We start from the raw sequence: 21664 nt of genomic DNA, 5'->3' as shown, positions 1-21664 counted from the left end.
GCACACGGAGCGCGCGATGAACTTCGAACTCGACGACGACCAGATCCAGCTCCACGACAGCGTGCGCCGCCTGCTCGCCGACCGCGGCCGCTTCGAGCAGCGCCGCACCGCGGCCGCCTCGGACGCCGGCTTCAGCAGCGAGCTCTGGAGCGGGCTCGCCGAGCTCGGCGTCACCGGTCTTGCCGTCGACGAGGCGTACGGCGGCTTCGCCCGCAGCGCGGTCGACCGCATGGTGGTGATGCAGGCCTGCGGGCGCGCGCTGCTGCTCGAGCCGCTGCTCGCGTCGGCGGTGCTCGGCGCGACCGCGCTGCAGCACGCCGGCGACGAGGCGCAGCGGCGTACCCTGCTGCCGGGCGTCGCCGCCGGCACGCGGCTGCTCGCCTGGGCGCACGACGAGGCGGGCGCGCATCACGCCGAGCGCCGGATCGCGACCCGCGCGCGGGCCGAGGGCGGCGCCTGGCGCCTCGATGGCCGCAAGATCAACGTGCTGCACGGCGCGGCGGCATCGAGCCTCGTCGTCAGCGCGCGCATCGACGGCGCCCCGGGCGACACCGGCGGCATCGCCCTCTTCATCGTCGACGCCGACGCGGCCGGCATGCAGCGACGCGCGCACCGTCTCGTCGACGACACGCCGGCCGCCGAGATCGCCTTCGACGGCGCCGCCGCCGAACCGCTCGGCGACCCGCGCGACGCCGGCGCCGCCGACGCCGCGCTGCGCGCGACGCTCGCCGCCGGCATCGGCGCGGCGTGCGCCGACATGGTCGGCGCGATGGAGCTCGCGTACGAGCTCGCCGTCGACTACCTCAACACGCGACGCCAGTTCGGCCGGCCCATCGGCGAGAACCAGGCGCTCCGCCACAAGGCAGCCGAGATGCTGGTCGGCCTCGAGATGGCGCGCAGCATGGCGATCGCCGCGGCGGTCGCGCTCGACGACCCGGCCGGCGACGAATCGGCGCGCGACCTCTCGCGCGCCAAGCTCGTCGTCGGCCGTCATGCCCGCCTCGTCTGCCAGCACGCGGTGCAGATCCACGGCGGCATCGGCATGACCGAGGAATACGCGGTCGGCCACGCGCTGCGCCGCGTCCACGTCCTCGACCAGCTGTTCGGCGACGTCGCCGCGCAGGCGCGCCGCCTCGCCGCGGCGGCCTGAGGCCGCTCGGCACGCTGCCAAGACGGACCCGGTCGCCCCGCGAATGGTCCGACCCTTCAACCCCGCGCCCGAGACCTCATGGCTGATCCGCTGATCTATCTGGACGAGCGCGCGGTGACGCGCGACGAGCTGCTGCTGCAGGCGCGGCGCGCGGCGACCGGGCTTGCGTCGCTCGGCGTCGGCGAAGGCGATTTCGTCGCCATGCTGTTGCGCAACGACTTCGCCTTCCTCGAGGCGCAGCAGGCCGCCGCGGCGGTCGGCGCCTATTCGGTGCCGATCAACTGGCACGGCAAGGCCGAGGAAGTGCGCTACGTGCTCGACGACGCGAAGCCGAAGGTGCTGATCGCGCATGCAGACCTCGTCGAGCCGCTGCGCGACGAGCTGCCGAGCGCGTTGCAACTGATCGTGGTGCCGACGCCGCCCGAGGTGCAGCAGCGCTATTCGATCGACCCGGCGCTCGCGCGTCCGCGCGCCGGCGACCTCGCCTGGCCCGACTGGTGCGCCGGGTTCGAGCCGTGGAGCGCGCCCGCGAGGCGCAGCCGCGCGACCATGATCTACACCTCCGGCACCACCGGCCACCCGAAGGGCGTCCGGCGCGAGCCGGCGACGCCCGAACAGGCTCAGGCCTACGTGGAGCTGATCGGGCGCGTCTACGGGGTGCGGCCCGGCATCCGCGCGCTGATCGCCGGACCTCTCTATCACGCGTCACCCAACGCCTATGGACGGCAGGCGCTGCCGAACGCCGACGTGCTGGTGATGCAGTCGAAGTTCGAGCCCGAGGAAACGCTCGCGCTGATCGCGACGCATCGGCTCACGCACGCGGTCATGGTGCCGACGATGTTCGTGCGCCTGCTGCGCCTGCCGGCGGAGGTGCGCGCGCGCTACGACGTGAGCTCGCTCGAGTGGGTCACCCACACCGGCGCGCCCTGCCCGGTCGAGGTGAAGAAGGCGCTGATGGACTGGTGGGGCCCCGTGGTCTACGAGACCTACGGCGGCACCGAGGTCGGCACCGCGACGCTCTCGACGCCGACCGACTGGCTCGCCCACCCCGGCAGCGTCGGCGTGCCGACCCCCGGAACGCGCATCGCGTTCTACGGCGAGGACGGCCGCCACGTGCCGGACGGGGAAGTCGGGGAGATCTTCATGCGGGTGCCGGCGTATGCCGACTTCACCTACCTCAACCACGAAGCCAAGCGCGCGAGCGTCGAGCGCGACGGTCTGATCAGCTGCGGCGACGTCGGTTACCTGAAGGACGGCCATCTCTACCTCTGCGACCGGCGCTCCGACATGGTGATCTCGGCCGGCACCAACATCTACCCGGCCGAGATCGAGATGACGCTGCTGCAGTGCCCGGGCGTGCAGGACTGCGCGGTGTTCGGCATTCCCGACGAGGAGTTCGGCGAATCGCTCGCGGCCGCCGTCCAGCCGCTGCCCGGCGCCACGCTGAGCGTCGAGGACGTACGCAGCTACCTGAAGGCGCACCTCGCCAACTACAAGGTGCCGCGCCGCATCGACTTCCACGCGCAGCTGCCGCGCGAGGACAGCGGCAAGATCTTCAAGCGTCACCTGCGCGACCCGTTCTGGAAGGCGGCCGGGCGCCGCATCTGAGCACGGCACCGGTGATGGACGCCGCCGACGTCGAGCGCGCCCTGACCCGCGTGATGCGGCGCATCGACAGCCCGCTCGGCGAAGTGCGCTCGCTGCAGCGCGTCACCGGCGGCGCGACCAAGCGCACCTGGTCGTTCGACTGGCACGCCGCCGGACACGTCGACCGGCTCATCCTGCAGACCGTCGATGCACTGCCGGCGCGCCGCCACGGCCCGCCGAAGCTCGCCGCCGCCGAAGACGCCGCGCTGATGGTCGCGGCGCGCCGCGCCGGCGTTGCCGCGCCGGTCGTGCGCCACGTGCTGCAGCCCGACGATGCGCTCGGCGACGGCACCATCACCGAGCGCGTCGACGGCGAGACGCTCGGCCGCAAGGTGGTGCACGACCCGGCGCTCGCGCCGGCGCGGCGGCGGCTCGCGGCGCAGTGTGGCGCGGCACTCGCCCGCATCCACCGCATGCCGCCGGGCGGCCTCGGCTTCCTGCAGCGCCTCTCGCCCGCCGACGAGCTTGCGACGTACGGCGCGCTGCTCGCCGAGCACGACCTGGGCGACCCCGCGCTCGCCTATGCGTTGCGCTGGGTCGGCGCGAACCTGCCGCGGCGCTGGGACGTGGGCGTGGTGCACGCGGACTTCCGTACGGGCAACCTGATCGTCGGGCCGGAGGGCCTCGCCTGCATCCTCGACTGGGAGATCGCGCGCATCGGCGACCCGATGCAGGACCTCGCGGTGCTGTGCCTGCGCACCTGGCGCTTCGGCGGGGCCGGCGAGGTCGGCGGCTTCGGCAGCCGCGCCGAGCTGTATGCCGCGTACGAGGCGGCCGGCGGCCGCGTCGACGTCGAGCGGGTGCGCTTCTGGGAGGCGTTCTCGAACCTCAAGTGGGCGATCTCGTGCGTGCGGCGCGGCCTCGCCACGCGCGCCGATGGTCGTCCGGCGAGCCTCGAGCTCGCCGCCGTCGGGCGTCGTCTCGAGGAGCCGCTGTGGGACTTCCTCGCCCTCGCGCGGAGCGTCGCATGACCCGCTCGATCCCCGACGCCGCGGTGCTGCTCGGTGCGGTCGCCGACTACCTCGAATCGGAGCTGCTGCCGACGCTCGCCGGCTACCACCGCTTCCAGACCCGCGTCGCGGCGAACGTGCTGCGCACGCTCGGGCGCGAGGCGCAGCTGGGCGCAACGCACGACGCGGCCGAGGGGGAACGGCTCCGCGCGCTGCTCGGCCACGCCGGCGAGGTCCCGGCGCTGCGCCGCGAGCTCGCCGTGCGGATCGCCGACGGGACCCGTGCGATCGACGATCCGCGCCTGCTCGAGCACCTCGAGCGCACCCTCGCCGACGCGCTGCGCGTCAACAACCCCGACTGGATCGGCGATGCGGAGGCCGGCGCACCGCACCCGTCCGCACGATGAAGGAGACGCCGTGGACCTCGGCCTCGAAGGACGCAGCGCACTGATCACCGGCGCGTCGAAGGGCATCGGTGCCGCGGTCGCCGCGGCGCTGGCTGCCGAAGGCGTGGCGACGCTGCACCTCGCGGCGCGCGACGGCGCCGCGCTCGAGCGCGTCGCCGCCGAGCTGCACGCGCGCCACGGCTGCCGCGCCGTCGCACACCCGACCGACCTGCGCGACCCGAGCCAGCTCGAACGCCTCGCCACGGATGCCGGCGACGTCGACCTGCTGATCAACAACGCGGGCGACATTCCCTCGGGCACGCTCGAGCAGGTCGACGCGGCGGCCTGGCGGCACGGCTGGTCGCTGAAGGTGTTCGGCACGATCGACCTCACGCGGCAGGTCTACGCGCGCATGAAGGCACGCCGCAGCGGCGTGATCGTCAACGTGATCGGCGCCGCCGGCGAGCGCCTGCCGGCCGCCTACATCGCTGGCAGCACCGGCAACGCCGCCCTGATGGCGTTCACGCGATCGCTCGGCGGGCAGAGCCTGAACGACGGCGTGCGCGTGCTCGGCATCAACCCCGGGCCGGTCGCGACCGACCGCATCGTCGCGTTGATGCGGCACCGCGCGCAGACGCAGTGGGGCGACGCCGAGCGCTACGTCGAGCTGATGCAGGCGTTCCCGCTCGGCCGCCCCGCCGAGCCGCGCGAGATCGCCGACGTCGTCGCCTTCATGGCGTCGGCACGCGCGAGCTACATGAGCGGCTGCATCGTCACCGTCGACGGCGGCGCGGCCGCATCGGGCGCGTCGCGCTGAAGCAGGTCCTCAGCCATCCATGGCGGGAAGGCACGAGCTTCACCCGAACAGCGCGTGGAGGACGGCGACGGTGCGGTCGCCCTGCACCGCGTCGACGTCGACGAACGCCGCACGCGGGCCGCTCTTGACGACGCGGGCGCGGCAGCTCGTCGCGACGCCGCGCGCCGCGTGCAGGTAACGCACCGTGAGCGACGCCAGCTCGAGCGGCGTCGCTGCCGGGACGGCCGCGCGTGCCGCAGTCATCAGCGCCGCGGCGATCGCCCCGCCGTGGAACGCCGGCAGGGTGACCGAACCGACCAGCCGGTCGGCGAACGGCAGGCACCAGTCGCCCTCGACCTCGCGGGCGCCGAGCGTCTCGTCGAAGCTCGACGCGTCGCCCGCGCCGGCCGACGCGAAGCGTGCGACGGCTGCGTCGCGTGCCGCCGCATACGCAGCGTCGGCAGGCGCCTGCCCCGGGCCGCTGCCGAGGATGTAGCGGCCCACGAGGCGCGCGAACGGCGCGCCGCGCGGGCTCGACGCGGCCGCGCCGTGCACCAGCGCGCTGCCGCAGCCCTGCGCGATGACGGCGGCGTCGACCCAGGCGTCGGCTCCGGCCGCCGGCGCGTCGAGCACGTCGATGCGCAGCTCGATCGTCGCCGTCGCAGCCGACGCGGTCGCCGCGTAGACCGCCGCGCCGCCGGCGTAGTCGAGCAGCGCGATCGCGGCGCGCAGGTCGATGTGGTCGGGCGCTTGCGCGTCACGCACCGCCGGCGCCAGAGGCAATTGCATGTTGATGCCGCTGGCGTCGTCGCCGAGCCAGCGCGCGTCGAGCGTCCGCACGAACGGGATGCTGGCCGAGTGGCGCGCGAGATCCATGGCGGCTCGGTCGATCAGCGCCGCAGCGGCGCGGCGCGGGTTCGCATGCTCAGCACACGCATGGCCGCCCAAGCGGCAGCTGGAGCGGATGGCAAGCCTTTGCGGAGAAGGAGCATGCGGTCCTTTGGTTGAACCAATCAACATTCTGGCGTCGGCCATCGCACCCGTCAACCGCAAGAAAAATGCTCAAACACGCCCACAAGGCACTTGCATGGTCCAACCAATGATCTATGATTGGTAGGACCACACCGGTTCTACCGGCTCTCGCCCCCACCCCCCCGGCCGGCGAACCTCTCCCTCGACGCTGAGGAAGCTCCGATGCTGAGTCCCGAAGACAACGAACGCCTCACCCGGGTCGGCCCGGGGACCCCGATGGGGCAGCTGATGCGGCTCTACTGGCTGCCGTTCCTGCCGGCGGCCGACCTCACGCCCGACGGCCAGCCTCAGCGCGTGCGCCTGCTCGGCGAGGAACTGCTCGCGTTTCGCGACAGCAGCGGCGCGATCGGCCTCGTCGACCACGCCTGCCCGCACCGCGGTGCGCCGCTCGTCTTCGCTCGCAACGAGGACTGCGGTCTGCGCTGCGTCTATCACGGCTGGAAGTTCGGTACCGACGGCCGCGTGCTCGACATGCCGGCCGAGCCGGCCGACACGCGCCTGAAGGACAAGATCCGCCTCAAACACTACGCGTGCGTCGAGCGCAACGGCATGGTCTGGGCCTACATGGGCGAGGACCAGGACACGCCGCCGCCGCTGCCGAACATGGAATGGAACCTGGTGCCCGAGGCCAACGTGCACGTGAGCCTGCGCATCCAGGAGTGCAACTGGCTGCAGGCGGTCGAGGGCGAGATCGACTCGGCGCACGCCGCCATCCTGCACGGCCGCATCGACGCGGGCGGCGCGATCAGCGACTGGGTGCAGAAGCGCGACCTGCGGCCGGTGTTCGAGTGCCAGCGCCGCGACTTCGGCATGAGCATCGCGTCGCGCCGCGTGCTCGACCCGGAGACCCACTACTGGCGCGTCAACCAGTTCCTGCTGCCGTTCTACACGCTGGTGCCGCCGCAGTCGCGCTACCCGGAGCTGAGCGGCCACGCCTGGGTGCCGATCGACGACTGCAACACGCTCTGCATCATGTTCTCGTACACGCCGGCGGCGCCGTTCTACGAGAAGTCGCGCCAGGTGTTCGTCGACGGCCATCTCGGCCGCGAGACCGGCCACCCGAGCCGCCATGCCTACGCGCCGCGACCGCCGACCGAACCGTTCGCCAAGTACTGGACCAAGTTCAACACGCAGAGCGGCTTCCTCTTCAACTACGACGCCCAGACCAAGACCTGGTTCTCGGGGCTGCCGGGCCTGTGGGTGCAGGACGCCGCGTGCCAGTCGGGCGTCGCGCCGATCTACGACCGCTCGAAGGAGAACCTGGGCATCAGCGACACCGGCATCGCGATGACGCGGCGCCTGCTTCTCGACAGCGTGAAGAAGCTGGCGAGCGATGGCATCAAGCCGGTGCGCCACGACGACCCGGATCTCTGGATGGTAAGAGCGGTGTCGCTGACCCTGCCGGCCGGAACGCCGTGGCAGGAAGCCGGCAAGCTGCCGATGACCGCGCGGGTCGGCGAGGACTTCGGCTACACGCCCTGAGCCCCGATGCCTGACCTCCTCGCGCTGCGCCTGCGCCAAATACGTCTCGAGGCCGACGGCGTCGCGTCGTACGAGCTCGTCGCCGCCGACGGCCGCGTGCTGCCGCCGTTCACGGCGGGCGCGCACGTCGACCTGCACCTGCCGGAGCAGCGCGTGCGCAGCTACTCGCTGGTCAACGACCCCGCCGAGCGCCATCGCTACGTGATCGCGGTGCAGCTCGACCGCGACGGCCGCGGCGGCTCGCGCTGGCTGCACGGCGTGCCGCGCGTCGGCGACGTGCTGCAGGCCAGCAGCCCGATCAACGACTTCGCGCTCGACGCATCCGATGCGCCGGCGGTGCTGGTCGCCGGCGGGATCGGCATCACCCCGATCGTCTCGATGCTGCACCGCCTCGTGAAGCTCGGCCGCCCGTGGCGGCTGCATTACGCCGCGCGCTCGCGCGAGCAGGCGGCGTTCCTCGATGCGGTCGAGCGGCTCGCCGGCGACGCGCCGTCGCGCGTCAGCCTTCATCTCGGCGCCGGCGACCCGCGGCTGGACCTGCGCGCGGTGATCGCGCAGGCACCGCCCGACGCGCACCTCTACTGCTGCGGTCCGGCACGCATGATCGACGAGTTCGTCGCGCTCGCCGCCGGCCGCGCGCCGACGCAGGTGCACGTCGAGCGCTTCGCGGCCGCCAGCGAGGCCGCGACCGGCGGCGGCTTCGAAGTGGTGCTGAAGAAGAGCGGCCAACGCTTTCTCGTCGAGCCCGGCAAGACCATCCTCGACACGCTGCTCGACCACGAGGTCGAGGTGCAGTACTCGTGCTCGTCGGGCGTCTGCGGGACCTGCCGCACCCCGGTGCTCGAAGGCACGCCGGACCATCGCGACGACTACCTGTCGGACGACGAGAAGCGCGCCAACGACTCGATCATGGTTTGCTGCTCGGGCTCGCGCTCGAAGACTTTGGTGCTCGACCTGTGACGACGCGGCCGCAATCCTCGTCGGGCACCGGTCGCGCCACGCCGCCCCCGGCGATCGCCGGCATCGTCAACTACCTGCGCGAGCGCCGCCTGCAGCCGGGCGACCGGCTGCCGTCGGAGCGCGACTTCGCCGAGCGCCTCGGCGTCGGCCGCAACGCGGTGCGCGAGGCACTCGCCACGCTGGTCACGCTGCGCGTCGTCGACTCGCGGCCCAACTCGGGCATCTTCCTGCGCCACGTCGCGCAGGAGAGCAGCTTCGAGACGCTGGTGATGCTCGCCGGCCTCGGGGAGGCGCCGAGCGCCGAAGAGGTCGACGAGACGATGGAGGTGCGGCGCCCGCTCGAAGTGCTCGCTGCGAGCCTGGCGTGCGAGCGGCGCACCGAGGACGACCTGCGGCGGCTCGACGCGGTCCAGCAGCGCACCGAGGCCGTGCTCGCGCGCGGCGGCAACATCGTCGGCGAGGACACCGAGTTCCACCTCGCGCTCGCCGCCGCCTCGCACAACTCGGTGCTGGTGCGCGTGCTGAACGCGTTCTACGAGTTCACCGCCGGCCGCCGCGCGGTGTGGTTCGAGAGCCAGGCCGAAGGTGCCGCGTCGGCGACCGACCACCGCCGGCTCATCGCGCACGTCGCCGCGCGCGATGCGACGGCAGCGCAGCAGCTCGTGCTCGGCCACATGACGCGCGCCAGCCGCTACTGGAACGAGCTGCTCGAAGGCGGTCTCGCCACTTCCGCAACGTCTGCTTCCGGCGCGGCCGCCCCTTCGACCGTTAGCCACCGTCAACCCGGACCCACGCCATGACACGCACATCCCTCGCCCGCCGCCTCGTGCTCGCCTGCATCGTCGCCGCGGCCTTGCCTGCGGCGGCGCAGACGTACCCCACCAAGCCGATCCGCGTGATCGTCCCGTATGCGGCGGGCGGCAGCACCGACCAGCTTGCGCGGGCGATCCAGCAGCCGATGAGCGACCTGCTCGGTCAGCCGGTGATCATCGACAACCGGCCGGGCGCCGGCGGCACCATCGGCACCGACATGGTCGCCAAGGCGGCGCCCGACGGCTACACGCTGGTGTTCGGCAACACCGGGCCGAGCGCGGTGGTCTCGATGATGCGCAAGACGCCGTACGACGAGCTCAAGGACTTCCGCCCGATCTCGACCGTCGCGATCACGCCGATGATCCTGGCGGTGCCGGCCGACATTCCGGTCACGACCGCCAAGGAGTTCGTCGCCTGGGTCGGCAAGCACCCGAACCTCAACTACGGCTCGGTCGGCAACGGCTCGCTGTCGCACATGACCGGCGAGTACTTCAACAGCCTCGCCGGCACCCGGCTCACCCACATCCCCTACAACGGCGGCGCGCCGCTCACCACCGCGTTCGTCGGCGGCCAGGTACAGGCGTCGTTCGTCACCGGCCTCGACGGGGCGACCATGCTCGCGACCGGCAAGGTCAAGTACCTGGCGGTCGGCACGCCGCAACGCACGCCGGTGGTGCCGGGACTGCCGGCGATCGCCGAGGAGATCCCGGGCTTTCGCAGCTCGGCGTGGTTCGGGCTGCTGGCGCCGAAGGGCACGCCGGACGAGATCGTCGCGAAGCTCAACGCGGCGGTCGTCGCGGCGGTCAGGCGCCCCGAGATCCAGAAGCTCTTCGCCAGCCGCAACGTCGAGGCGCGCAGCAGCACGCCAGCCGAGATGGAGGCGCTGATCCGCGACGAGATCGCGCAGTGGAAGCCGGTGATCCGCGACTCGAAGATCGAGATGTGAGCACGATGACGCGCGACGACATCCAGCGGCGCCTCGCCGACTTTCCCGAGCCGCGGCCGCGCCCGGCCGGAGCGCGCCTCGCGCTCGAGGGCATCCGGGTGGTGGACTTCACCCACTTCATCGCCGGCCCGCTCGCGACCATGATCCTGGCGGACATGGGTGCCGAGGTGGTGAAGATCGAGGCCATCGGCCGCGGCGACGAGTACCGCTACTACCCGCCCGCGCACCCGGACGACGCGACGCTCGGCGGGCCCTACCTCTGGTGCAACCGCAACAAGCAGAGCGTCGCGCTCGATCTCAAGAGCCCCGAAGGCCTGCAGATCGCCCGCGAGCTGATCGCCAGAGCCGACGTCGTGGTCGAGAACTTCTCGACCGGCGTGATGGAGCGCCTCGGCCTCGGCTACGACGCGTGCAAGGCGACGAACGAGCGACTGATCTACGCGTCGGTGTCGGCATACGGGCGCGAGGGCGCGTTCGCCGACCGGCTCGGCTTCGATCCGATCGCGCAGGCCGAGAGCGGCTTCGTGTCGATGAACGGCTACCCCGATCGCCAGGGCGTGCGCGCGCTGTCGCCGGTGATGGACATCAGCACCGCGATGATGGCCGCCAACGCGATCCTCGGTGCGATCGTCGCGCGCGAGCGCCACGGCATCGGCCAGCAGGTCGAGGTCGCCCTCTTCGACAACGCGGTGCTGATGACCGGCTACGCGACGGTGCAGCACCTGTTCAGCGGCGACGAGCCGCAGCGCCACGGCAACACCAGCCCGGACACCTGCCCGTCGGGCGTGTTCCAGGCCAGCGACGCGGCGTTCTACATCAACTGCGGCAACAGCAAGATCTTCCAGCGACTGATGGCGCAGGTGCTCGAGCGCCCGGACCTCGCCGCCGCACCCGAGTACGCGACGCCGAAGGACCGCATCGCGCGCCGCGCCGAGCTGTTCGAGATCCTGGGTGACGCCTTCTCGCGCGAGCCGTGGTCGCACTGGCAGCCGCGCATGCGCGCTGCCGCAGTGCCGTGCGGCCAGGTGCGCACGGTCGGCGAGACGCTGCGCTCGCCCGAGGCGCGCGAGCGCGGCATCGTGAGCCGGCTCGCCCACCCGGAGCACGGCTGGGTCCCGAACATCGCGTCGCCGATCCGCTATTCGGCGACGCCGCTGGCCGATCCGCAGCCGGCACCGTCGATCGGCGAGCACACCGCCCGCGTGCTGCGCGAAACCCTCGGCTACGCCGACGCGCGCATCGGCGAGCTCGCGGCGGCCGGCGCGATCGGCACCGCGGCGCGCGAATGACCGAGCGGACGCTGCGCGGCCGCGTTGCCGTGGCCGGCATCGGCGAGACGCCGTACTACCGGCACGGCGCGTCGCCCGACCCCGAGTTCAAGCTGGTGCTCAAGGCGATCCTCGCGGCGTGCCGCGACGCCGGGATCGACCCGCGCGACATCGACGGCTTCGCGTCGTACAGCAACGATCGCAGCGAGCCCGTACGCCTTGCCGCCGCGCTCGGTACGCATCGGCTCCGCTCGGCGACCATGCAGTGGGGCGGCGGCGGCGGTGGCTGTTGCGCCGCGGTCGCGAACGGCGCCGCGGCGATCCACGCCGGCCTGGCCGACTGCGTCGTGGTCTATCGAGGGCTCGCGCAGGGCCAGTACGGCCGCTTCGGCCAGAGCGCGGGCGACGTCACGGTGTCGGGCGAGATGGCGTTCCAGGCACCCTACGGCGTGCTCGCGCCGCCGCAGAAGTTCGCGCTGCGCGTGCAGCGCTACCTGCACGAGCACGGCATCGAGCGGGCGGCGCTGCGCGCCGTCGCTATGGCGTCGTACCACCACGCACAGGCGAATCCGCGCGCCGTGATGCACGGCAAGCCGCTCACCGAGGAACGGTACGACCAATCGCGCTGGATCGTCGAGCCGCTGCGCCTGTTCGACTGCTGCATGGAGAACGACGGCGCCGCCGCGATCGTGCTGCTGCCCGCCGAGCGCGCGCGCGACATGGCTGCCGGGCCCGCCTTCGTGCTCGGGGCGGCGACGGGCGCCGATCACCGCTTCGGCGCGCCCGCGCACAACTCCCCCGACTACGCCCGTGCGAACTACCACGGCGTCGCGGCCGACCTCTACGCGATGGCTCGAGTCGGCCCCGCGGACGTCGGTGTCGTGCAGAGCTACGAGAACTTCACCGGCGGCGTGGTGATGGCGCTCGCCGAGCACGGCTTCTTCGCGCCGCACCAGGCCAACGAGTTCCTGCGGCTCGAGAACCTGCTCGCGCCCGACGGCAAGCTGCCGCTCAACACCAGCGGCGGCAACCTCGCCGAGTGCTACATGCACGGCTTCGAGCTGGTGCTCGAGGCGGTGCGCCAGGTGCGCGGCACGTCGACCAGCCCGGCGCGCCGGCGCGACGTCGCGCTGGTGATCGGCGGGCCGATGGTCGCGCCGGCGAGCAGCCTGCTGCTCGGCTCCGAGGCTGCCCTGTGAGCGGGGCTGGCAGCTACCTGCCGCCGGGCCTGCCGGCGCCGGTGCCCGAGCCCGACGAGCTGTCGCGGCCGTTCTGGGATGGTCTCGTCGCCGAGCGCCTGCGCATCCAGCGCTGCCGTGCGTGCGCCACCTGGCAGTTCGGGCCCGAGTGGATCTGCCACCGATGCCACGCGTTCGACCCCGACTGGGTCGACGTGGCACCGCGCGGCCTGATCCACAGCTGGGAGCGCGTCTGGCATCCGTCGCACCGTGCCCTGCAGGGCCGCGTGCCTTACCTCGTGGTGCTGGTCGAACTGCCCGACGCCGGCGGCGTGCGCCTCGTCGGCAACCTGCTCGGCGACCCGTTGCAGGAGGTGCGGATCGGTGCTCCCGTCAGCGGGGTGTTCGAGCACCACGACGAGCCGTTCCGCCACGCCCTGCTGCAGTGGCGCGTCGCCGACGAGCGGTGAAGGAGAGCATGTCCGCCGGCAGCGTGCCGGCGTAGGCGACGCTCGCCGGCGGTGCGGTGTCGATGAGCCCGGAAGCGACGCTGGCCTGACCCTGCTGGGGCTGCCGTTCATCGGCGGCCGCGTGCTGCCAACGCCTTCGTCAGCAGCGCGCCCGCCCGTGGCTCAGCACGACGACGTCGCGCTCGACGACCCGACAACGGAACGCGACCTCGCCGCCCTCGCGCCAGGCCTCGAGGCGCAGCGTCTCGCCGGGGTACACCGGCGCCGAAAGGCGCGCCGCGATCGAGGTCAGCCGCGCCGGGTCGCCGTCGCAGAACGCGCGAACGAGGCCCCAGCCGGCGATGCCATAGGTGGCCAGGCCATGCAGGATCGGGCGCGCGAAGCCGGCGCGCGCCGCGAACGCCGGGTCGACGTGCAGCGGGTTGACGTCGCCCGACAGCCGATAGAGCAGCGCCGCGTCGGGCCGCGTCGGCAGGTCGAGCTCGACGTCGGGCGCGCGCTCCGGCGTTGCCGGCAGCGCCGGCGCCGGCGCGTCGCCACCGCCAACGTTCGCGAAGCCGCCGTCGCCGCGCAGGAAGAGCACCTGCTCGCTGGTCGCGACGAGCGCGCCGCTCGCCTCGTCGCTGAGCGTCTTCTCGACGTGCATCAAGGCGCCCTTGCCCGCGCCCTTGTCGGCGATTCCGACGACGCGGCTGCGCCCGATCAGCGTGCCCTCGGGGGCGAGCGGCCGGTGCAGCGTGACGCGCTGCTCGCCGTGCACGAGCTTGGTGTAGTCGATGCCGAGCTCGGGCCGGTCGCGCATCCAGAAGCCCGGGGACGCGAGCACCGCCGCCATGGTCGGCATCGCGACCAGGTTCCTTTCGTACGTGAAGCGCAGCTGCACCGGGTCGAGCGGGTCGGCGCCGATGCCGAGGCCGAGCGCATAGAGGATCGTGTCCTTGGCGGTGTACGCGTGACGAACGTCGGGTGAGGTCCAGGCGCGGGTCTTCTCGTATTCCATCGTCAGTCCTTGGCAGGCCAGCGGAACTGCGGCGCCTCCTTCGCGGCGAAGCGGCGCAGCGCTTCGGCCGTGTAGTCGCTCGTCGCGGCGATCGCCTGGCCGGCGGCTTCGAGGTCGAGCATCGCTTCGAGCTCGCTCTGCAGCGACACCTGGAGGGCGCGCTTGGAAAGGCTCATCGCGGTCGGCGGCGCGCCGCAGAAGCTGGCGGCGATGGCGTTCGCACGCGTCAGCAACGCATCGGGTGCGTGCACCTCGAGCGCGACGCCGAACTGCAGGGCCTCGGCGGCGCCGATCTCGCGCGCCGAGAAGATCAGCTCCTTGGCCCGCTGCAGGCCGACAACGCGCGGCAGCAGGTACCACGCGCCGACATCGGGAACGAGGCCGATGCGGTGGAACACCATCGCCAGACGCACCCGGTCGCTCACCAGCACGAGGTCGGCGGCGAGCGCGATGCTGAAGCCCGCGCCGTAGGCGACGCCATCGAGCGCGGCGATGACCGGCTTGTCGATCGCGAGCAGCGCGGTCGCGAGCTCGCGATAACGCTGCATGCCGGCGCGCCGCTGCTCGGGGCTGCGCGCGCCGCCCTGCTGCATGCCCTTGACGTCGCCGCCCGAGCAGAAGTTGCCGCCGGCGCCGGCGAGCAGCACCACGCGCACCGCCTCGTCTTTGGCCAGGGCGCGGAACGTGGCCGCGAGCTCGTCGGCCATCGCCGGCGACAGCGCGTTCTTCACTTCGGGTCGGTTGAGCGTGACGCGCGCGACGCCGCCGTCGCGCTCGACCTGCAGCGTGGCCGTGCTCATGCCGCCGCCCTTGCGGTGGCGACCGACACCGGTACGCCATCGGTCATGAGGTCGCAGTACTCGGTCATGCCGAGAACGCGGTGCTCGCCGCAGCGGTATTCGGTCATGGCTTCGACGATCCGCGTGTAGCTGCGGCCGTCGCCGCTGCTGCGCTTGTGGCGCAGCGGCACCGTGGTCAGCACGCGGCCGGTCATCGTGTACGTGCCGCTCGCGGTGGTCACGTGCGCGGCGAGCGAGCGCGGCACCCAGTCGGGGTCGTAGTCGGTGTCGATGCGGCCGTCGAGCACCGGCTCGTAGATGCCGCTCCGCAGCACGTTGCCGCTCACGCGAGCGGGTCCGCCTTCGGGCCGGCCCTTGAGCGACAGCAGGATCCCGAAGTCGCGGCCGAACGTGACCGGCAGCCACTTGTACCAGTAGAAGCTGTGCCAATGGCGCGGTCCCCAGCTCTTGTCGCGGTAGCCGGTGCCGTCGCGAAGGTCGTGGCGGACGCCGTCGATGGTGACGTGCCCGGCGACCGCCATGTTCTGCTCCGTGTGGCCGCGATAGACCGCGTGCTCGGGGTCGAGCGTGGCGCGCTCGCCCTGGAGCGTGACGATCTCGCCGCCGTGCATCGGCGAGACCCCCTCGAAGTCGAGCTCGATGTGCGCCGGCCGCTGCGGGAAGCGCTTGAACGCGCGACCCGGGTCTGCCATCGCCATCGGCTCGTCCATCAGCAGCAGGTCGCCCTCGTAGCGCACGCGATGGCGCCGGAACGGCTCGACCACGTCGAAGCGCATGCCCGCGGCGTCCATTGCCGCATTGCCGGCGAGCGCCGGGCGCCGGTACATGAAGCCGACGCGGCCGTCCGGCAGATATACGCAGCACGTCATCTCGGCGTGGCCTTCGTTCGGCCGGTTGCCGATGCGGACCCAGAGGCCGAGCCCCGCGTCCGAGTCGAACGCGTTGAAGTACATGCTCTCGTTGTAGTTCGAGACGGGCTCGGGTTCGTGCGTGTACTCGTCTCGTGGGTCGAGCTTCAGGCGCGTGTTCGGGGGCATGTACATCGGAGTCTCCTTGCCTCGGCTCGCCGTCGATGCGCGTGCGGCACGACGCGCGGCAGCGCCGCGCTCACAGGCTGATGTGGAAGCCCCCGTTCACCGCCAGATGCTGCCCCGTGATGTAGCTCGCCCCGTCCGAGAGCAGGAAGCACACGGTCTTGACCACTTCCTCGGGCTGCGCCCAGCGCCCCATCGGGATCTGCGCCAGCATGCCGTCGCGGAACTTGTCGCCACGCACGACTTCCGTCATCGGCGTCTCGACGACGCCGAAGCAGATCGAGTTGCTGCGGATGTTGTGCTTGCTCCACTCGCGCGCCGCGGTCATCGTCATGCCGAGCATGCCGGCCTTGGCCGCCGCATAGTTGATCTGCCCGATCGCGCCCTTTCGGCCGGCATCCGACGAGATGTTGACGATCGAGCCGCCGGTGGCGTCGCCGCTGCGCGCCCGCTCGAGCATGTGGCGGCCGACCGCCTGGGTCCAGAAGAAGGTGCCGGTGAGGTGCACGTCGATGACGTCCTGCCACTGCTGGCGCGTCATCTTCTCGATCATCGCGGGCCGCGTGATGCCGGCGTTGTTGACGAGGCCGTGCACGGCGCCGAAGCGCCCGATCGCGTCGCTCACCGCGCGCGTGGCGAGCTCGGGGTCGACGACGCTGCCGACCACTTCGAGCACGCGCCCGGCCGGCAGCGAGGCGAGCGCGGCGTGCAGGGTCTCGGCGTTGAGATCGACCGCGACGACGTTGGCACCGAGATCGACCGCGAGTTCGGTCAGCGCCTTTCCGATGCCCTGCCCGGCGCCGGTGACGACGACGGTGCGGCCTTCGAGCGAGACGATCGGCGCAGCCTGGGGCATCGGAGTTCCTGTCGTTGTTCGATGGTAGAACCAATGATATGCTGGACCTCTCCAGAGCGTCAACCGAGAGCCGCCCATGACGATCCGCCGCCGCGCCTGCATCGCCGGCGCCTTCGAGCACCCCACGCGCAAGGCGCCCGACAAGACGGTGGCGCAGCTGCACGCCGAGTGCGCGCGCGGCGCGCTGCTCGACGCCGGCCTCACGCTGCAGGACGTCGACGGCTACTTCTGCGCCGGCGACGCACCCGGGCTCGGCCCGAACAGCATGGCCGACTACCTCGCTCTCACCAGGCTGCGCCACGTCGACAGCACCGACACCGGCGGCTCCGCGTACCTGGTGCACGTGGCGCATGCCGCCGAGGCGATCGCGCTCGGCAAGTGCGACGTCGCGCTCGTCACGCTCGCCGGCCGCCCGCGCAGCGAAGGCTCGAGCGGCGTCGCGCCGCGCTTTGCCACGCCGACCACGCCCGACGTGCCGTGGGAGATGCCGTACGGCCCGGTCACGGTCAACATGTACGCGCTCGCGGCGGCGCGTCACATGCACGAGTTCGGCACCACCGCCGAGCAGCTCGCGTGGATCAAGGTCGCCGCGTCGACCCACGCCCAGCACAACCCGCACGCGATGCTGCGCGAGGTGGTGAGCGTCGACGAGGTGCTGGGCTCGCCGATGATCAGCGACCCGCTGCACAAGCTCGACTGCTGCGTGGTCAGCGACGGCGGCGGCGCCCTGGTCGTCACCCGGCCCGAGGTCGCGCGCTCGCTCGCGCGCCCGGTGGTCAACGTGCTCGGCGCCGGCGAGACGGTCAAGGGCCAGCTCGGCGGCCACGTCGATCTCACGTGGTCGGGCGCGGCCCTGAGCGGCCCGCGCGCATTCGAGGAGGCCGGCGTCAGCCCGGCCGACATCCAGTACGCGTCGATCTACGACAGCTTCACGATCACCGTGCTGATCCAGCTCGAGGACCTGGGCTTCTGCGCCAAGGGCGAAGGCGGCCGCTTCGTCGCCGACGGCAACCTGATCGCGGGCGTCGGCAGGCTCCCCTTCAACACCGACGGCGGGGGCCTGTGCAACAACCACCCGGCCAACCGCGGCGGCATGACCAAGGTGATCGAGGCGGTGCGCCAGTTGCGCGGCGAGGCCCACCCGGCGGTGCAGGTGCGCGACTGCCGCCTGGCGCTCGCGCAGGGCACCGGCGGCCTGCTCGGATCGCGCCATGGCAGCGCGACGCTCATCATGGAACGGGAGTGAGCCGATGACGACGCTGCACCAGGACCGCCCGCTCGCCGCCAATGCGGTCGACCCCGTGACCGAGCCGTTCTTCGCCGGCGCGAAGGATGGCGTGCTGCGCATCCGCCGCTGCACGGCGTGCGCGAAGCCGCATTGGTACCCCCGGCCGATCTGCCCGTTCTGCATGGGCGACACCGAATGGGTCGACGCGTCGGGCCAGGGCACCGTCTACAGCGTGAGCGTGACGCGGCGCGCCGGCCCGATTCCGTATGCGATCGCCTACGTGACGCTCGACGAGGGCGTGACGATGCTCACCAACATCGTCGACTGCGACCTCGACGCAATCCGCATCGGCGACCGGGTGACGGTGTGCTTCAAGCCCACCGAAGGCGGCGGCGCGCTGCCGATGTTCCGGCCGGCCTGACCGGGCCGCGCTCGGCGCGATCGCGCGTCGCGCCGGACGTCAGGCCGCGTGACGCTCGATCGCCGCGGCCCAGCGGCCCTCGCCGTCGCGCCGCACGGCGCCTTCGGCTTCGAGCTTGTAGAGGTGCGCGCGCAGCGAGCGCAGCGCGACGCCGTGCAGGCGCGGGTGCGTGCTGGCGTAGACGCGCGTGACCATCGACGCCTCGTCGGAAGGGCCGTTGCGCTGCACGTCCTCGAGCACCCGCGCCTCGCGCGCGAGGCGGTGGGCGATGGTTGCGCGGATCACGTCGTGCGGCGCGTCCATCAGGAAGCCGTGTCCCGGGGCGAGCCATTCGAGCTCTTCGCCGAGCAGCCGTTCGAGCGAGCGGAGGTAGACCGCCATGTCGCCATCGGGCGGGTTGATGACGACGGTCGTGCCCTGCATCAGGTGGTCGCCGGTGAAGAGGAGCTTCTCCTCTTCGAGCAGATAGCAAATGTGGTTGCTGGCGTGGCCCGGCGTGTGCACGCAGCGCAGGGTCGCGTCGGGCCCGAGCCGGATGCGCTCGCCGTCGGCGGGCACGTGCTCGGGAACGAAGCTCGCGTCCTGTCCTTCGGAATGGTCGGCGACGCGCCCGACGACGCGCGCATGCCACGCCTCGCGCAGCGCCGCCACCCCGGGCGAATGGTCGCGGTGCGTATGGGTGACGACGAGGCGCGTCACCCGGCCGGGCGCCGCATCACGCAAGGCCTGCAGATGCGCGGCGTCGGCCGGCCCCGGGTCGAGCAGGGCCCACTCGTCGCCGCCCGGGGTGCCGACGAAGTAGCTGTTGGTGCCCGGCCCGGTCATGAGGTTGCCGTTGTCGGCCGTGACGCGCAGCACGCGGGGCGACAGCCACACGGCGCGGCCCGGCGTGAGCTCCGCATCGGTCCGACCGAGACCATCGGGGTCGAGCCGGCCGATTTCGGCGTACGCCGCGTCGCCCGGGTTGAGCACGTGCCGCTCGCCCCCGACGCGCGCAACGCGCGGCCGCATCAGCGGAACGACCGCTGTCGCGCGCGCCGCCGCCACCGCCGCATCGGCGCTCGGGAACTGGGCAAGCCGGCGCAGCGTGTGCTCGGTGACGTTGAGCAGGCGCAGCCCGCGTGCCGGGTCGAGCGCCTCGGCAGGCGTCAGCCAGAGCAGTTCGACGTTTTCGGTGGCGTCGTGGATCGCGACCTGCCGCTCGGGCGCGCGCGCGACGAAGAAGCGCGTGTCGAAGATCTTCGGCATGCCCTTGGGCGTGATCCAGTGGCTGTGGTACGCGAGCTCGCCGAGCGCCAGCGAGACGCCGAGCCGATCGCACACCGCCGCGAGGTCGATGCGCCCGGCGTGCAGGTCGCGCCGCATCGCGACGAGCGCGTCGAAGTCGACCTGACCGAGGTCGACCGGGCGACCGTCGCGCGTGGTCGCGAAGAGCAGCCCGGACTCCTCGAAGCACTCGCGCACGGCCGCCACCCAGTACTGCAGGCCGTGCTCGGCGACGCCGAGGCGCGCGCTCGCGGCCCGGTCGTCGAGGCCGTGGCAGCGCGGGTAGTGCTCGCGGTCGGGCGGGTCGAGCAGGCCCCCGGGGAACACGGCAGCGCCGCTGTTCTGATCGCCGGGCCGGTCCGCGCGCCGCAGCAGCAGCACCTGCATGCCGCCAGGCGCGTCGCGCAGGACGATCAGCGAAGCCGCAGCGCGGGGGTGCGGTGCGGCGGGTGGCGCGTCGGAACGGTTCATTCGGGCTTGATGTTGGCGTCCTTCACGATGGTCGCCCAGCTGTTGTATTCGGTCGCGACTCGGCCGGCGAGCTGCTCGGGGCTGCTGCCGGCCGCCAGGCCGCCCGCGGCCTCGAACCTGGCGCGAACGTCGGGCATCGCGAGCACCTTGCCGACGGCCTCGTTCAGGCGCCCGACCGTATCACGCGGCGTTCCGGCCGGTGCGAACAGGGCGAACCAGACCTCGGCGTTGAAGCCCGGAACGGTCTGGTTGATCGGCGGCGTTCCCGGCACCAGCGGCGACGGCTGCTCCGAGCTGACGCCGATCAGGCGGAGCTTGCCTTCCTTGATGAAGCCCGCCATCTGCGACGACGTCGTCGTGAGCAGCATCTGCACCTCGCCGGTCAGCACCGCCTGCGTGGTCGGGGCCTGGCCCTTGTACGGGATGTGCGTCATGTTGGCGTTGGCACTGCGTGCCAGCAGCAGGGTCGACAGGTGCCCGAACGACGCCGGCCCGGCACTCGCGTAGTTGACCTTGCCCGGGTTCGCCTTCGCGTAATCGAGGAGCTCGCGCACGTTCCTGGCCGGCATCGCCGGGTTGACGACCAGCACCATCGGCTGCAGCGAGACCAGCGAAACGGGCGCGAAGTCGGTCAGCGGCGCGTAGCCGGCCTCCTTGGTGACGTGCGGCGCGATCACGAGGCCGTTGTTGGGGAACAGCAGCGTGTGACCGTCGGCGGGCGCCCGCGCGACCATGCGCGCCCCCAGCGTGCCCGACGCGCCCGGCCGGTTGTCGATCAGCACCGGCTGCCCGAGCAGTTTCTGCAGCGGCTCCTGCATCACCCGCGCGAGCACGTCGGTGGTGCCGCCGGGTGGATACGGCACGACAATCGTGACCGGCTTGGTCGGAAAGGTCTGACCGATGGCCGCCAGGGGCAGGGCCAGCGCCGCCGCGGCAACGGCCCCGAGCAGCGTGCGGCGCCGCGTGGGGCGCCCGTGAACGAAACGGCTCATGCTTGTCTCCTCTGGTGTGCTGGCGAGCGTGCCAGGATGCGGCACGACACGACGCGGCCGACCGAAACGACGACGTGACGCGACGCCTGCGCGGCCATCACGTCGAAGAACGGCAACGCGAGGTGCTGCACGTGCCGTACTCGTCGGCCTGCTGCGCGCGGATCAGGCGGACGTCGGGCCGGAGCGCCGGCACCGCGAAGAACGTGCGCTCGCCCGGCCCGGTGGGCAGCGGCTGATCGTGCGCGGGGGCGTGGCGCGCCAGCTCGGTGCCGAGGGCAGGGATCGGGCCATGTGGCGCGTCGGCAGCACCGAGAGCAGCTCGCCGAGCGCCGACGGCTCGCCAGTCGCGGCCGCTCGACGAAAGGCGGACGGTGCCCGGGCAGCGCTTGGTTCAACCATTGCCGAATGCTAGGCAGCGCCCCGCACGGTGTCAATGCAGCGCGCCCCGGGAGTTGCCCGGAGCCGGAGCCCGGGCGTAGGGACGCGCCGGCGGTCGCGCGACGGCGGCGCGTCCCGCG

At 72.4% G+C, this 21664-nt stretch carries 22 protein-coding genes; 14 read left to right on the top strand and 8 right to left on the bottom strand.

All coding sequences use genetic code 11. The features are described 5' to 3' along the window. Positions 1 to 16 precede the first annotated feature (16 nt). The 5 genes from HQN59_RS10240 to HQN59_RS10220 all read left to right on the top strand — a co-directional run bounded on the left by HQN59_RS10240 (position 17) and on the right by HQN59_RS10220 (position 4950). Entirely contained in the window at positions 17 to 1150 is a 1134-nt protein-coding gene (locus tag HQN59_RS10240) for an acyl-CoA dehydrogenase family protein (RefSeq protein WP_176068841.1), read from the top strand. A gap of 78 nt (positions 1151 to 1228) precedes the next feature. Next, entirely contained in the window at positions 1229 to 2758 is a 1530-nt protein-coding gene (locus tag HQN59_RS10235) for an acyl-CoA synthetase (protein WP_176068839.1), read from the top strand. A 14-nt stretch (positions 2759 to 2772) separates the two neighbouring features. Further along, positions 2773 to 3768 (top strand): phosphotransferase family protein, encoded by a 996-nt coding sequence (locus tag HQN59_RS10230; protein ID WP_246294829.1) that lies wholly within the window; start codon positions 2773 to 2775, stop codon positions 3766 to 3768. Next, positions 3765 to 4154, top strand: coding sequence for a DUF6285 domain-containing protein (locus tag HQN59_RS10225; RefSeq protein ID WP_176068837.1), 390 nt, complete (start codon positions 3765 to 3767; stop codon positions 4152 to 4154). The genes HQN59_RS10230 and HQN59_RS10225 overlap by 4 nt, the downstream gene beginning before the upstream one ends. Positions 4155 to 4164: 10 nt before the next feature. Further along, on the top strand, positions 4165 to 4950 hold the full coding sequence (locus HQN59_RS10220; RefSeq protein WP_176068835.1) for a short-chain dehydrogenase/reductase: 786 nt from the start codon (positions 4165 to 4167) through the stop codon (positions 4948 to 4950). A 39-nt stretch (positions 4951 to 4989) separates the two neighbouring features. Here HQN59_RS10220 and HQN59_RS10215 read toward each other — a convergent pair whose 3' ends face one another. Then, complete coding sequence (locus HQN59_RS10215; RefSeq protein ID WP_176068833.1) at positions 4990 to 5805, bottom strand: acyl-CoA thioesterase domain-containing protein; 816 nt, start codon at positions 5803 to 5805, stop codon at positions 4990 to 4992. 318 nt (positions 5806 to 6123) lie between these two features. Between HQN59_RS10215 and HQN59_RS10210 the strand changes: the two genes are divergently transcribed. The 7 genes from HQN59_RS10210 to HQN59_RS10180 are packed head-to-tail and all read left to right on the top strand — an operon-like array spanning position 6124 to position 13078. Beyond that, a complete protein-coding gene (locus tag HQN59_RS10210; RefSeq protein ID WP_176068831.1) occupies positions 6124 to 7443 on the top strand; it encodes a Rieske 2Fe-2S domain-containing protein in 1320 nt (439 codons plus the stop codon). 6 nt (positions 7444 to 7449) lie between these two features. Further along, positions 7450 to 8403, top strand: a complete 954-nt coding sequence (locus tag HQN59_RS10205) for a PDR/VanB family oxidoreductase (protein WP_176068829.1) — start codon at positions 7450 to 7452, stop codon at positions 8401 to 8403. After that, on the top strand, positions 8400 to 9203 hold the full coding sequence (locus HQN59_RS10200; protein WP_176068827.1) for an FCD domain-containing protein: 804 nt from the start codon (positions 8400 to 8402) through the stop codon (positions 9201 to 9203). Before HQN59_RS10205 ends, HQN59_RS10200 begins: the two co-directional genes overlap by 4 nt. After that, positions 9200 to 10162, top strand: a complete 963-nt coding sequence (locus HQN59_RS10195) for a Bug family tripartite tricarboxylate transporter substrate binding protein (protein ID WP_176068825.1) — start codon at positions 9200 to 9202, stop codon at positions 10160 to 10162. Before HQN59_RS10200 ends, HQN59_RS10195 begins: the two co-directional genes overlap by 4 nt. Before the next feature lie 5 nt (positions 10163 to 10167). Then, on the top strand, positions 10168 to 11451 hold the full coding sequence (locus tag HQN59_RS10190) for a CaiB/BaiF CoA transferase family protein (protein WP_176068823.1): 1284 nt from the start codon (positions 10168 to 10170) through the stop codon (positions 11449 to 11451). Then, a complete protein-coding gene (locus tag HQN59_RS10185) occupies positions 11448 to 12629 on the top strand; it encodes a thiolase C-terminal domain-containing protein (protein ID WP_176068821.1) in 1182 nt (393 codons plus the stop codon). The genes HQN59_RS10190 and HQN59_RS10185 overlap by 4 nt, the downstream gene beginning before the upstream one ends. After that, positions 12626 to 13078 (top strand): OB-fold domain-containing protein, encoded by a 453-nt coding sequence (locus tag HQN59_RS10180; RefSeq protein WP_176068819.1) that lies wholly within the window; start codon positions 12626 to 12628, stop codon positions 13076 to 13078. Before HQN59_RS10185 ends, HQN59_RS10180 begins: the two co-directional genes overlap by 4 nt. 139 nt (positions 13079 to 13217) lie before the next feature. Here HQN59_RS10180 and HQN59_RS10175 read toward each other — a convergent pair whose 3' ends face one another. The 4 genes from HQN59_RS10175 to HQN59_RS10160 all read right to left on the bottom strand — a co-directional run bounded on the left by HQN59_RS10175 (position 13218) and on the right by HQN59_RS10160 (position 16768). Further along, positions 13218 to 14084 (bottom strand): MaoC/PaaZ C-terminal domain-containing protein, encoded by an 867-nt coding sequence (locus tag HQN59_RS10175; protein WP_425342716.1) that lies wholly within the window; start codon positions 14082 to 14084, stop codon positions 13218 to 13220. After that, complete coding sequence (locus tag HQN59_RS10170; RefSeq protein ID WP_176068815.1) at positions 14081 to 14878, bottom strand: enoyl-CoA hydratase/isomerase family protein; 798 nt, start codon at positions 14876 to 14878, stop codon at positions 14081 to 14083. Before HQN59_RS10170 ends, HQN59_RS10175 begins: the two co-directional genes overlap by 4 nt. Then, on the bottom strand, positions 14875 to 15921 hold the full coding sequence (locus tag HQN59_RS10165) for a DUF7064 domain-containing protein (protein WP_176068813.1): 1047 nt from the start codon (positions 15919 to 15921) through the stop codon (positions 14875 to 14877). Before HQN59_RS10165 ends, HQN59_RS10170 begins: the two co-directional genes overlap by 4 nt. 64 nt (positions 15922 to 15985) lie before the next feature. Then, positions 15986 to 16768: an SDR family NAD(P)-dependent oxidoreductase gene (locus tag HQN59_RS10160; protein ID WP_176068811.1), complete on the bottom strand. Its 783-nt coding sequence runs from the start codon at positions 16766 to 16768 to the stop codon at positions 15986 to 15988. Positions 16769 to 16844: 76 nt separating this feature from the next. Here HQN59_RS10160 and HQN59_RS10155 point away from each other — a divergent pair, with 76 nt between their 5' ends. After that, on the top strand, positions 16845 to 18014 hold the full coding sequence (locus tag HQN59_RS10155; RefSeq protein ID WP_176068809.1) for a thiolase domain-containing protein: 1170 nt from the start codon (positions 16845 to 16847) through the stop codon (positions 18012 to 18014). A 4-nt stretch (positions 18015 to 18018) separates the two neighbouring features. After that, on the top strand, positions 18019 to 18417 hold the full coding sequence (locus HQN59_RS10150) for a Zn-ribbon domain-containing OB-fold protein (RefSeq protein WP_176068807.1): 399 nt from the start codon (positions 18019 to 18021) through the stop codon (positions 18415 to 18417). Between the two features lie 39 nt (positions 18418 to 18456). Here HQN59_RS10150 and HQN59_RS10145 read toward each other — a convergent pair whose 3' ends face one another. From HQN59_RS10145 to HQN59_RS26520, 3 genes are read right to left on the bottom strand one after another with little or no spacing between them, the layout of a single operon-like run. After that, positions 18457 to 20154, bottom strand: coding sequence for an MBL fold metallo-hydrolase (locus HQN59_RS10145; RefSeq protein ID WP_176068805.1), 1698 nt, complete (start codon positions 20152 to 20154; stop codon positions 18457 to 18459). After that, the gene (locus HQN59_RS10140) at positions 20151 to 21146 is read right to left on the bottom strand and encodes a Bug family tripartite tricarboxylate transporter substrate binding protein (protein WP_176068803.1); all 996 of its coding nucleotides are present in this window, start codon (positions 21144 to 21146) and stop codon (positions 20151 to 20153) included. Before HQN59_RS10140 ends, HQN59_RS10145 begins: the two co-directional genes overlap by 4 nt. Next, positions 21143 to 21277: a hypothetical protein gene (locus HQN59_RS26520; protein WP_259372717.1), complete on the bottom strand. Its 135-nt coding sequence runs from the start codon at positions 21275 to 21277 to the stop codon at positions 21143 to 21145. The genes HQN59_RS10140 and HQN59_RS26520 overlap by 4 nt, the downstream gene beginning before the upstream one ends. Positions 21278 to 21664: the final 387 nt, after the last annotated feature.

The organism is Rhizobacter koreensis, from assembly GCF_013366375.1.
Lineage (GTDB): Bacteria > Pseudomonadota > Gammaproteobacteria > Burkholderiales > Burkholderiaceae_C > Schlegelella_A > Schlegelella_A koreensis.
The sequence above is the reverse complement of the archived record's forward strand: the minus strand, read 5'-3'. Positions and strand labels throughout refer to the sequence as shown.